Consider the following 11,523-nt stretch of genomic DNA (forward strand, 5'->3'; position numbering starts at 1 on the left):
CCGGGCCGCTAGGACCTTCCCGACTGAAAACGGGAAACACAAGCATGAGCGGAAAAACCATCGTGATCACCGGAGGCGCGATCGGCCTGGGCCGGGAACTCACCCGGCTATACAGCGAGCGCGGGCATCGCGTCGTCATCTGCGGGCGGACGGAAAACGCGTTGGAGGAGGTGCGTGCGCTCTTTGCCGGGGTCGTGCCTGTCTGCGCGGACCTGGCCGCCGCGGCCGGCCGCAAGCTGCTGGTGGACCGGCTGCACGAGCTCGACCAGCCCATCGACCTCCTGATTCACAACGCCGCTGTGCAATATGCTCATGACTTTCTGGGCGGCTGCACGCTGGCGGAGAAAATCGAGACCGAGCTGGCGGTCAACCTGACGGCGCCGATCGAACTGACCATCGACCTCCTGCCGTTGCTCAGACAGGCGGGCTCCGCGCGGGTGGCGTTCGTTTCGTCGGCGCTCTCCAGGGTCCCGAAGAAATCGGCACCGGTCTATTGCGCGACCAAGGCGGGCGTGTCGAATTTCGCCCGGGGCCTGCGCTACCAGCTGGAGGGGAGCGGAATCGGTGTCACGGATGTGGTGCCGGACCTGATCCTGACCCGAATGGCCGCCGGGCGCGGCGACAAGGCCCTGTCGGCCTCCGAGGCCGCAACAAGGATCGTGGCCGGTCTCGACCAGGGGGCTGACGACATCCGCCTTGGACGTGTCGGAAAACTGTTCTCTCTGCACCGGCTCTGGCCCGAATTGGCCTACCGGGTGCTGAAAGCGTCATAGTTCCTGCCCCTTGGTTTCCATGGAAAGCGGTGACCGCCTGGGCGGTGTTGCTTGACCTCACAGGCAAACGCACTTAAGTCCGCAGGCGCCAGTCGGCCGGACAGCCGCTGCCGCAAGTGCCGAAAGGCCGCGGGGGAGGAAAGTCCGGGCTCCATGGGAACACGGTGCCGGGTAACGCCCGGCGAGGGCGACCTTAGGGAAAGTGCCACAGAAAGCAAACCGCCCCGGCCAGGTCGAAAGACCTGCCCGGGGTAAGGGTGAAAGGGTGGGGTAAGAGCCCACCGCGCAACTGGCAACAGCGGCGGCATGGTAAACCCCACCGGGAGCAAGACCGAATAGGGACAGCACGGCCTGGAGCGATCCGGGCCAGGCCGGTTTCCAGGCCCGCTGTCCGGGTTGGTTGCGTGAGGCGTCTGGCAACAGGCGTCCCAGATGAATGGCTGTCGCGTCCGTGCCGGATCTCGTATCTGGCCGGGCCATACAGAACCCGGCTTACAGGCCGGCTGGCTTTTTTTCCTGTCTCAGCCCGCCGCATATTGCGGCGTGCTTTGCAGGAAGCTTCCATAGGCGTCCGCATTCGGATAGGAGAACTGCTCCGCAAGCGGGTTGGCTCGCTTGCGTTTCGTTGCCCCCATGTCGGCCAGCAGTTCGTCGAAATGCCGGAAGTGGAACGGCGCGGAGCAGAGCCCGCCATAGACCTTGGCCGCCGGACGCTCCTGACGCCGCCAGCGCAGCATATCCTCGATGTTTTTCCGCATCTGCGCGGCGCTGGGCTGGTTGGCAAGCTGGCCGTCGGCGTAGCGCACCAGCCAGTTGGCGATCATCTCGGCCGACAGCACCGTGCAGAAACTGGAATTGAAGCCGACGAAGCCCATGTCGGGCAAGTCGGGGTTCACAGTCAGCCGATAGACCCGGTACTGCCCGTCCGCCTCGATCAGCTTGTCGCGGTATTCTTGCGCGAGATAGGGAATGCCCAGTTTCCAGCCGACGGCGAGCGCGGCCAGGTCGCAGGGGATCCTTTCACCGGTCGACAGCACGACATGGCCCGGCTCGTAGGCCTTGAAGGTGCCCCGGACCGGCTTGATCTTGCCGCTCTCGAACCCTTCGAACAGGCCCGGTGTGACGATCGGCAGCGAGCAGGACGCGTCCTTTTCGATGGGGACATCGGGCACCATGTCCCATTTCTTCAGCTTGAGCTGGAGTTTCAGCAGGGTTTCCAGGCCACGGAAATTCGCCCAGATCAGCGGCTTGAAGGCGGTGTGGACCGCCTTGCCGAGCGCACTGCCGCCCCAGCCGTTGAACTGCTGCTCCTGGGCGCGCATGTAAAGGAGCCGCTTGAAATTGATGCCGCCGACGAAATAGGGCACCCGCCAGACGGGTTCGCGGTAGACCATGGTCACGGATTTCGCACCGTTCCTGGCGGCATTGACCACCAGGTCGGTCGCCGATTTCGACCCGCCGAGCACGACCACGTGCTTGCCTTGAGCAAGGGAGGGATCGGTGTATTCCGAGCTGTGCATCACCTGGCCGCCTGCTGCCACGAACTCCTCCTGGCCCGGATGGCTGATGATGTTCTTTTCGGAAAACTGTCCGGTGCAGATGGCGACGAAGTCGACATCCTCCACCCATGTCCTGCCGGCGGCCTCCAGCGTCAGGGACCAGCCCGGCTGGCCGTCCGCCCGGCGGTTCATCGAGACCACGTTGGTGTTGAGCCGGTAGAGCCGCGCCAGATTGTGCTTCTTCGCGTAGGCATGCAGATAGGAATGGACCTGTGGTCCCTTCGGCCATTCCGGATAGTCCTCCGGCATGGCAAGGTCGGTGAAGCGGTAGAGATCCTTCGGCGACTGGGTCTGCACGTCCGGATAGGAGCGTGAGGGTTCCCAGACGCCGCCGAAATCGTGGCTGCGTTCGATGCCGAGAACGCGGTGTCCGCGTTCGTCGAAGGCTTTGGCGGCCGCAAGTCCGCTCACGCCGCCGCCGATCACGGCGACAGTCTTGCGTTTCGTCATGAAATGTCTCCTCTTGGTGCCGCGCGCTCAGGCCTGGTCGGGCGGCGGCAGGAAATCGACCTCGTGGAGCGCCGACAGGCGCACCAGTTCCGCCGGATCCGTGACGCCGTCGAGTGCGCCGAAGAGATCGAACAGCTTGCGGCTGGGGGCGACGCCGAAGACGCAGGTCGCCGTCTTGCCGGACCGGTTGAAGATGCCGTGGGCCTCGCCCATGGGCATGCGCACGGTGTCGCCGGGGCCGGCCTTGTGGACCGTGCCGCCCATTTCCACTTCCAGCTCGCCCTCCAGCATGACGATCCACTCGTCCTGGGTCGGATGGATATGCGGCGGCACAAACGTTTCGGCCGGAATGACGGCGTGCCAGACGAAGGCGTTGCCGCTGAGCAGCTTGGGCGTGTAGGTGTGTCCGACCACGTTCCAGCTGATGTTGTCGAGGCCCGCGTCTGCCGCGGTGATGCCTGCTCCGTTCTGCATTTTTGTTCCCCTCATGCTTTTCGGATGACGGCGAAAGGCTAAGCGGGCATGCAGAAAAAGTTTTATCCGGAAAACGAAATTTCCTGCGCCGGTGCAGTCAAATGCCGCAGGTGAAGGGGGCCGGGCGCTTGCGAGATTGTCGCAACGGCGGCATGCTTTCCCCATGGAGACGCTGGCAGACCGCAGATCACCGCTCGACCGGTTCCGATGTTTCGAAACGAGTGATGTCGACGAAGCCCGCCAGATCGTGGCCGCGCATTTCTGCAGTCACGGCCTCGACCGTGGATCCGCGCTCGACCGCTTCGACGCCTGCCAGAACCGGGTGCCCGGCAGGCAGCTATCGCTCAACTACATTCGCTACGGCGCCGACGTGACCATCGATCCGGGCGAACTGACCGCGTTCTACCTGATCCAGATCCCGATCAGGGGGACGGCAGAGATCGCAAATGGGTGCCGCCAGGTTGCCTCCACCACGAGGATGGCGAGCATCCTCAACCCCGACCGGCACACCAGGATGCGCTGGCACACGGGCTGCGAACAGGTGCTGCTGCAGGTCGAGCAGGGCTTCATGCGGGACGTGGCAAGGCGGCTGACGGGCGTTCCGGTCGGTTCGGTTCGCTTCGCTTCCGGTTTCGATCTGGAAAAGCCTGGCCCGGCGGCCTGGGCACGCAGGCTGCGCGGCGTGTTCGGCGCCGCTGAAGACGGGCTTGTATTCGGCGCGGCACAGGATGACCGGCAACGGGCCCTGGAGGAAAGCCTGATCGTTTCCCTCCTGGAGTGCCAGCCAAATACGGTGTCCGCCCTGCTGGAGCGGCCCGATCCGCGCGCGGCACCCGCCATTCTCAAAAGGGCCTTGCAACTGATCAGTGAACGGTTCCTGGAAGACCTCAGCCTGCTCGATATTTGCACCCATGCCCGGACCACGCCGCGCAACCTGCAACTCCTGTTCAAGCGGGAGTTCGGAACCGGGCCCGTGCATTACCTGCACGACATGCGCCTGGCCTACGCACGGCACCTGCTGCAGGCGGAGGGGAGCAACCGCCCGGTCGCCGATATCGCGGAAGCCTCGGCCCACAGGCATTTCGGCCGCTTCTCAGTCGCCTACAAACAACGCTTCGGAGAGTCACCGCGCGAAACGCAACGTGCCGGGCTTTTTGGTTGAACCGCGGCTGATTTGGCGGAAGAAATCGGCGGGTCGTGTGTTTTATTATTCCTGAATCAATTCACTCAAGTAAATCGGGCGAAAATAGGTATTTCTGCCACAGTATTACCTTGAAAGTTTAATCTGGCGTCCATTTTTCGGGCCGTCTGCCTGCCTAGCCTTGCCTTGTTCTTCACAAAACAAGGTGGGATGGAAAGATGGATGGTACGTTCGAGGATTTCATGGCGGCTCTGCTGGCCTTTGAATCGGGGTGGGACCGCGACCGGTACAACGCCGGCATCATCCAGGACTGGCAACTGGACCAATGGGCCGGCGGGCCGGTCCAGGCCCGTTATCCGGGCTATTCCAGCTGGTCCGAATTGAGCGACGGCGAATGGGAGGCAATGGCCTACCGGTCGATGAATTCGCTCGGATTTGTCGGTTTCCAGTTCGGCGAGGCGCTGCTGATCGATCTCGGCTATTACGACGCCGACGTCTTCTACGGCAATGGCGCAGCGACCAATGCCTGGAATGGCACCTGGACCGGCAAGAACGGCGTGGAGTCCCTCGAGGACTTCATGACCAAGGAGGCGCAGACCGTCGCGATCCAGGAGGCCTTCGGCTACAATCTGCAGGTCCTCGAGGGCCAGCTGGCAGGCAGCGGCCAATCCCTGAACGACTTCATTGGCCAGACGGCCGGCTACACCCAGAACGGCCAGACGGTCACCGTGGAGCTGACGCTGACGGGTATCCTGGCTGCGGCGCATCTGCGCGGTGCCTGGGGCACGGCGACACTGCTCCAGAACGGCGCGGTCAGCACCGATGAATACGGCACCTCGATCCTGCAATATATCGGCCAGTTCGGCGGCTACGACGCACCGTCGATTGCCGAGCAGATCGCCTTTTACGAAGACCGCCTGACCGGTGACGAAGGCCTCGGCACACCGGACGGTGACGGCCTGCCCGGCACTGTCAATCCGGGCAGCAATGGTGGCAACGGCTCTGCCGGGGTCGGCGCAGCCGATGCCGATGTGGTGATCACCTGGGCTTGGGGTCAGGACGAGGTCGTGACCGGTTTCGACCCGGCAACGGGCACCATCTTCATCGACTGGATCGGTGCGGCCGATCTGGAGGTCACCGAAACGGCGGTGGGCGTGATGTTTGCCGTTCCCTCCAACAACCAGACCACGACCCTGGCAGGCGTCCGGCTCCCGGATCTGAGCGAAGCCAATTTCACCATTCTGGACAGCGGCGCGGCGGCTGAAGTGCTGGCACTGGTCGGTGCCGGGCCCGCAACGCCCGATACGCCGGACGAACCGGACACTCCTGATGAGCCGGATGAACCCGACACACCGGACGCGCCGGACAGCCCGCAAATGATCCTGATCACGCCGGAGAGCCCGTCCCGCGTGATTGCTGATTTCAATCCGGCCACCGACATGGTGCATCTGGAAGCCGGTGTCATCGCGGAGCGGCTGGAATTCGCGGACTATCCGGAGACGCTCGCTGATGTGTCTGCCGGTCTGACGATCCGCGTTCTGACCGCAACCGGCGAAATTGCCAGCGAAACGGTGCTTGTCGGCGTGGACGTGTCGGAGCTTTCCATGAACAACTTCATGGTGGCCGAGCAATCCGCGCTCAACGAGGTCGCGACATTGCTCGGCACGGCCGTGGTCACACCCGAAACAGGTGGTTTTGACGTCATCTATGACAGCGACGGCTCCAATCCGCCGGTGCCGACCGGTGCAAGTGATCTTGGCGGGGTCACCTGGGCGGCGGAATTCGGCGCCGACGACATTGTCGGCTTCAACCCGGCTGCTGACCAGATCGACTTCGGCAACGCCTCGGTGCACGGGCTGATCCTGACCATGACGCCTGCCGGCGAGCCCGTGATCGACAATCCCTGGGGCCCGGACATGCAGATCCTGCAAGGAGTCCTGCTCTCCGATCTTGCGATCGAGAATTTCGGCATTGTCGGCAACGAGCATCTGCGCCAGGACCTTGGCGGGATCCTGTCCTGGGAAACGGGTGCCGGTCCTCGTGAGGCGGACACGGTCTATATACGGTCCCATGAATACGGTGCCTTCGAGGTGATCGACGGTTTCGACCCGGCGACGCAGAAGATCAGCTTCCTCTATTTCGGCACGCGCGAGCGCCTGAGCGTGGAGGACACGCCGGACGGCATGATGATCAGTACGCTGCCGAGCGGGCAGGGGTTCCTGTTCAGCGGCGTCTCCAAGGCGGACCTGGTTGCGGGAAACCTGGAATTTCACCATGACCAGGTCATGGAGGACAATCTGGAAGCCCCCTTCGGGTTCGACCAGAACGATGTCTCCCTGGTGTCGCGTGAAGCCCTCCTGACCCCGGAGGCGCCTCCGGGCGAGACGACGGACGGCTACCAGGTGCGCGAGGGAGCGGGGGTGTCTCCCGACCCCGAAGTGCCCGACACGCCGGAAGATCCCGTGGTGCCGTCGGCAATCGATGACGACATTGTCCTGGGATCCGGAGCCGACACGGTTCAGGTTACCTGGGATTGGGGCCGCGTTTTTGCGGTCCGGAACTTCGATCCGGCCGAGGACATTCTCGACTTCGGCAACCTGTCGGTATCTGATGTCACCCTTGAGGAGTCGGGCGGGGATCTCCTGATCACCGTGGAGAACAATGGCGGCCATGGCTACCTGCTGGAAGGCCTGCAGGCGGAGGACCTGTCTATTGCCAATCTGACAGCCGCGACCTGGAACGCGGTCGTCACCGAAGGCGGCGGCGTCGCAGACCAGCTGGCCGCTCTCGGCAACCAGGATCTGCTTGTGTAAGTGCAAGGGCACAAGGCCTTTGGACGGAGAAACGCCGCGCGCTTCCGCGGCGTTTCTGCCTGGGGCATCCGGTCTCTATCCCACTCATTTCATTTCAGCTCGCGCTTTGCTCCGCCCGGATGTGGGCGGTAGGGGCGTGCCATGTGCCGCCGGGAGCACCGCGCGGCGACGGGCCTTGTCATTCTCCACAAGTCTTTGCAACTAGGCATATTTTGCCGCTTCATCCGGCCTGAATTGTGAAAACCTCCGTATTCCTGCGAATCCGATTCTTCATTTGTGTCAAGGGTTCATTAAGTATGTTCGTCATAAGGTCGCTCGACGGGGTCGTGTGCGATCAAATCGAGCCGGAATCCATGAGATTCCATTGACCGCCCATGAAATCCCATGGTATCCCATAAGAACCCAGAATGGGGAGTGCAGGCCCATTTCAATAGGGCTTGGGACATCGGTTTAACGGCTCGGCAATTGCCGCTTTCGCAAATTGCATGTCCCGGCAAGTCGCCGGCCTTTCTTTCATTCGTCGGGTTTTCGATCGGTGCGCCGCCGGCCGTGGCTGGAGAGCGGTTCGCAAGCTGATCGGTCTTAAAGGGGTGGGGCGCCTTGTCGGCATTTGGCTGAATGCAGGGTGCTCCTTTGGATTTAGGCGGGTGGGGACCCGTTTCGAGGGGATTGATGGCCGGCTTTGTTTCTCACTTTACCAACCGGCTGGATGCCAAGGGTCGCGTGTCGATCCCGGCGCCCTTCCGTGCGGTTCTGGCGAGAGATGGATTTGACGGTCTTTATTGCATCGCTTCACCTCATTGCGCCGCGGTCGACGCGGGCGGCAATGACCTGCTGGCCGAGATCAACAAGCGCTCGGAGGCCTTTGCAAAGCTGTCTCCGGATCACGATGCTCTCGCCGTGGCGCTGTTCGGTGCCAGTGAAAACCCCCGGATCGACGGGGATGGCCGCATGACCATTTCCGACATGATCCGCGATCACACCGGTCTCACCGACCAGGTCACTTTCGTCGGCATGAACTACAAGTTCCAGATCTGGGAGCCGGAGAAGTTTCGCGAGTACCGCGCAGAGGCCCAAAGGCGCGCACTCGCGATGTTGTCGGGGCAGGTCCCCGCACCCTCTCAGGGAGAGCCGGTATGATGGCGCTCGGCGACAGAGACGCTGCTTCTGCCGCTGGCGGACCCGAGCGCCATGTGCCGGTTCTCCTGACGGAGGTTCTCCATTGGCTTGCGCCGCAGCCGGGCGAGGTGATCATCGACGGTACGTTCGGCGCCGGCGGTTATTCCCGCGGCATTCTCGCGCAAGGCGCGAAGGTGATCGGTATCGACCGGGACCCGGATGCAATCGCAGGCGGCCAGGACCTTGTCCGCGAAGCCGCCGGCAACCTGATCCTGGTGCCCGGCCAGTTCGCGGAACTGGAGCGGCATGCAAGGGCCAGCGGATTTGACGGCGTCGACGGCGTGGTTCTCGATCTCGGTGTGTCCTCCATGCAGCTTGACGAGGCTGAACGGGGATTTTCCTTCCTGCGCGATGGCCCGCTCGACATGCGCATGGAACAGGCAGGTCCGTCCGCCGCGGACGTGGTCAACGAGCTGCCCGTCAAGGACCTGATCCGCGTGATCGGCCTGCTCGGCGAGGAAAAGCGGGCGGCATCCGTGGCGCATGCGATCGAGCGTGCGCGCCAGGAAAAGCCCTTCACCCGCACTCTGGAGCTGGCCAACCTGATCGAGAAGGTTCTGGGCCGGTCACCGAAAAAGGCGCAGATCCATCCGGCGACCCGGACTTTCCAGGCGCTCAGGATCTATGTGAACGGCGAATTGCACCAGGCCGCCGAGGCGCTGGGTGCGGCGGAACGCATCCTGAAGCCGGGCGGGCGCCTGGTGCTGGTGAGTTTCCATTCCCTGGAGGACCGGATCGTCAAGCGGTTCTTCCAGGATCGTACGCGGACCCGTGGCGGCGGGTCGCGGCACATGCCGGAGGAAGAGGTTCCGCCGGCGACTTTCGAAATGCTGACGCGCAAGGCGGTCGAGGCGGCTGCCGGTGAAACGGATATCAATCCGCGGGCGCGCTCCGCGAAGCTTCGGGCCGGGCGGCGGACCGAGGCGCCGGCACGCAAACTGGACATCCATGAGGCGGGCGTGCCGCGTCTTGCGGACTTTCATGGATTAGGGGGCTGAAAATGGTTCGAACGCTGAACATCCTGTTCATTCTGGCGGTCGTGATCGGCGCCGCGACCGTATACGACATGAAGCTTGCGGCGACAAAGTCGGCCGAGAAGGTTGCCGAGCTCCAGCGTCGGATCGACGAGGAACGCGATGCCATCCGCCACCTGAAAGCGGAATGGAGCCTGCTCAACAAGCCGGACCGGCTGCAGTCCCTGGTCGCGCGCTACAACGACTATCTCCTGCTGGAACCGCTCGACGTGAAACAGATCGTGACGCCGGAAGACCTTCCGGCGCGTCCGGTGATGCTGGAGCCGATCGGCGGCAATCAGATGGGCGGCTATGCCGGCTCGTCGGCGGTTATTCAGTGAGGATCCGGTCATGACCATGGTAAGCGAACCGGCAAGTTTCCTTCAGGTGCGGAGAGCCCAGCCGAGAGCGGTGCGGGGCTCCGTTTCCTCGAGCGCGGTCAAGTCACGCGTCTATGTGGCGATGCTGGCCTTTGCCTGCGTCTATGTGGCCATTGCCGGCCGGCTGGTCATGCTGGCGCAGATGGAAGAGGCGACGTCAGGGGCTTTCATCTCGGCGCAGGACTCCGTGTCGGCTTCACGGCCAGACCTGATCGACCGCAATGGCGAGATCCTGGCGACCGATATCAAGACCGCGTCCCTATACGCCGAGCCGCGCCGCATCCTGGACGTCGACGAGGCTCTTGAAGGGCTTGTCCGCGTGCTGCCCGAACTGGACGAGGGGCTTGTGCGCCGTCGTCTGGAAAGCGGTGCCGGTTTTGTCTGGCTGAAGCGGGAAATGACCCGGAAACAGGCCGAAGACGTTCACAACCTCGGCCTGCCGGGCATCGGTTTCCTGTCCGAGAACCAGCGCTTTTATCCGGGTGGCCCGACCGCGGGTCACATTGTCGGCTCGGTGAATGTCGACAATCAGGGACTGGCCGGGATCGAGAAATACATCGACGACAGCTGGCTGGCCGACCTGCAGTCCCTCGGCTTCACCGCCGACCGGTCCATGGAGCCGGTCCGTCTCTCGGTCGACCTGCGGGTACAGCACGTCGTGCGCGACGAACTGGTCAAGGCGATGGAACGCTACAAGGCGATCGCGGCGGCCGGCATCGTGCTCGATGCGAAGACCGGCGAAGTGGTCGCCATGTCCTCGCTGCCGGACTATGACCCGAACGACCGGTCCCAGGCGCTGGAGAAGGACCGGCTGAACCGGGCGACCGGCGGCGTCTTTGAAATGGGCTCCGTCTTCAAGACCTTCACCACTGCCATGGCGCTGGATTCGGGGTCCGTTTCGATCAATGACAGCTTCGACGCGACCCGCCCGATCAGGGCCGCGGGCCGCACGATCACCGATTTCCACGGGAAAAACCGCATTCTCTCCGTTCCGGAAATCTTCATCTATTCGTCGAATATCGGCACGGCGAAGATGATGCTGGCGACCGGGATTGCCCGCCAGAAGGAGTTCCTTGGCCGGTTGCATCTGACGGACCGGCTGAAGACGGAACTGCCGGAGAATGCCGCGCCGCTGCTGCCGCCGAAATGGAACGAGCTGGCGGCCATGACCATATCCTTCGGGCACGGTATCTCGGTGACGCCGATGCAGACGGCTGTTGCCGCCGCCGCGCTGGTCAATGGCGGCACCCTGTTGCCGCCGACATTCCTGCCGCGCAGTCAGGATGAGGTTCAAAGCCTTGGCAAACAGGTCGTTTCTCCGGAAACGAGTCGCATGATGCGCTACCTGTTCCGCCTCAATGTCCTGTCGGGATCCGGCCGCCGGTCGGACGTGCCTGGCTACACGGTGGGCGGCAAGACCGGCACCGCGGAAAAGATCGAGAACGGTCGCTACGTCAGCAACAAGCGCCGAAATTCGTTCCTGTCGGCCTTCCCGATGGATGACCCGCGCTACGTGGTTCTGGTGGTGATTGACGAGCCGAAACCGGAGCGGGCCGGCATCGGCGCGACCGCCGGTCTCAATGCCGCGCCGACCACCGCGGCGATCATCCGCAGGTCCGCACCGATGCTCGGAGTGATGCCGAGGTTCGGGAAGGGGGATGAACCAATCGAGATTTCCTATTAAGGAGACGTGACGGACTTGTGTCGCCGGCGGGGTCGCAGCCGAATACCGGTGACGCAA

At 63.3% G+C, this 11,523-nt stretch carries 9 protein-coding genes and 1 other RNA gene; 8 read left to right on the forward strand and 2 right to left on the reverse strand.

Translation table 11 applies throughout. From position 1 onward, the window contains the following. Positions 1 to 44 precede the first annotated feature (44 nt). Together O6760_RS16905 and rnpB are read left to right on the forward strand one after the other, a co-directional pair. The gene (locus tag O6760_RS16905; RefSeq protein WP_269580884.1) at positions 45 to 773 is read left to right on the forward strand and encodes an SDR family NAD(P)-dependent oxidoreductase; all 729 of its coding nucleotides are present in this window, start codon (positions 45 to 47) and stop codon (positions 771 to 773) included. A gap of 88 nt (positions 774 to 861) precedes the next feature. Continuing rightward, an RNA gene (gene rnpB / locus O6760_RS16910) (RNase P RNA component class A) lies at positions 862 to 1,284 on the forward strand. 10 nt (positions 1,285 to 1,294) lie between these two features. Here the strand turns inward: rnpB and O6760_RS16915 are convergent. After that, on the reverse strand, positions 1,295 to 2,782 hold the full coding sequence (locus tag O6760_RS16915; protein WP_269580885.1) for a flavin-containing monooxygenase: 1,488 nt from the start codon (positions 2,780 to 2,782) through the stop codon (positions 1,295 to 1,297). A 27-nt stretch (positions 2,783 to 2,809) separates the two neighbouring features. Continuing rightward, entirely contained in the window at positions 2,810 to 3,256 is a 447-nt protein-coding gene (locus tag O6760_RS16920) for a cupin domain-containing protein (protein ID WP_269580886.1), read from the reverse strand. 163 nt (positions 3,257 to 3,419) lie between these two features. Between O6760_RS16920 and O6760_RS16925 the strand changes: the two genes are divergently transcribed. The 6 genes from O6760_RS16925 to O6760_RS16950 all read left to right on the forward strand — a co-directional run bounded on the left by O6760_RS16925 (position 3,420) and on the right by O6760_RS16950 (position 11,466). Next, positions 3,420 to 4,418 carry an AraC family transcriptional regulator gene (locus O6760_RS16925; RefSeq protein WP_269580887.1) on the forward strand — a complete coding sequence of 333 codons (999 nt, stop codon included), beginning with the start codon at positions 3,420 to 3,422 and terminating at the stop codon, positions 4,416 to 4,418. Between the two features lie 197 nt (positions 4,419 to 4,615). Next, positions 4,616 to 7,210 (forward strand): hypothetical protein, encoded by a 2,595-nt coding sequence (locus O6760_RS16930; protein WP_269580888.1) that lies wholly within the window; start codon positions 4,616 to 4,618, stop codon positions 7,208 to 7,210. A gap of 672 nt (positions 7,211 to 7,882) precedes the next feature. After that, positions 7,883 to 8,350, forward strand: a complete 468-nt coding sequence (locus O6760_RS16935; protein WP_269580889.1) for a division/cell wall cluster transcriptional repressor MraZ — start codon at positions 7,883 to 7,885, stop codon at positions 8,348 to 8,350. Beyond that, on the forward strand, positions 8,347 to 9,387 hold the full coding sequence (rsmH, locus tag O6760_RS16940; RefSeq protein WP_269580890.1) for a 16S rRNA (cytosine(1402)-N(4))-methyltransferase RsmH: 1,041 nt from the start codon (positions 8,347 to 8,349) through the stop codon (positions 9,385 to 9,387). Before O6760_RS16935 ends, rsmH begins: the two co-directional genes overlap by 4 nt. Positions 9,388 to 9,389: 2 nt before the next feature. Further along, positions 9,390 to 9,743 carry a cell division protein FtsL gene (gene ftsL / locus O6760_RS16945; RefSeq protein ID WP_269580891.1) on the forward strand — a complete coding sequence of 118 codons (354 nt, stop codon included), beginning with the start codon at positions 9,390 to 9,392 and terminating at the stop codon, positions 9,741 to 9,743. Between the two features lie 10 nt (positions 9,744 to 9,753). Beyond that, a complete protein-coding gene (locus O6760_RS16950) occupies positions 9,754 to 11,466 on the forward strand; it encodes a peptidoglycan D,D-transpeptidase FtsI family protein (RefSeq protein WP_269580892.1) in 1,713 nt (570 codons plus the stop codon). Positions 11,467 to 11,523: the final 57 nt, after the last annotated feature.

This window comes from Roseibium sp. Sym1 (assembly GCF_027359675.1).
Taxonomy (GTDB): domain Bacteria; phylum Pseudomonadota; class Alphaproteobacteria; order Rhizobiales; family Stappiaceae; genus Roseibium.

Coding starts and splice junctions, on each gene's coding strand:
- O6760_RS16905 (WP_269580884.1), top strand. CDS start 45: ATGAGCGGAAAAACCATCGTGATCACCGGAGGCGCGATCGGCCTGGGC.
- O6760_RS16915 (WP_269580885.1), bottom strand. CDS start 2,782: ATGACGAAACGCAAGACTGTCGCCGTGATCGGCGGCGGCGTGAGCGGA.
- O6760_RS16920 (WP_269580886.1), bottom strand. CDS start 3,256: ATGCAGAACGGAGCAGGCATCACCGCGGCAGACGCGGGCCTCGACAAC.
- O6760_RS16925 (WP_269580887.1), top strand. CDS start 3,420: ATGGAGACGCTGGCAGACCGCAGATCACCGCTCGACCGGTTCCGATGT.
- O6760_RS16930 (WP_269580888.1), top strand. CDS start 4,616: ATGGATGGTACGTTCGAGGATTTCATGGCGGCTCTGCTGGCCTTTGAA.
- O6760_RS16935 (WP_269580889.1), top strand. CDS start 7,883: ATGGCCGGCTTTGTTTCTCACTTTACCAACCGGCTGGATGCCAAGGGT.
- rsmH (WP_269580890.1), top strand. CDS start 8,347: ATGATGGCGCTCGGCGACAGAGACGCTGCTTCTGCCGCTGGCGGACCC.
- ftsL (WP_269580891.1), top strand. CDS start 9,390: ATGGTTCGAACGCTGAACATCCTGTTCATTCTGGCGGTCGTGATCGGC.
- O6760_RS16950 (WP_269580892.1), top strand. CDS start 9,754: ATGACCATGGTAAGCGAACCGGCAAGTTTCCTTCAGGTGCGGAGAGCC.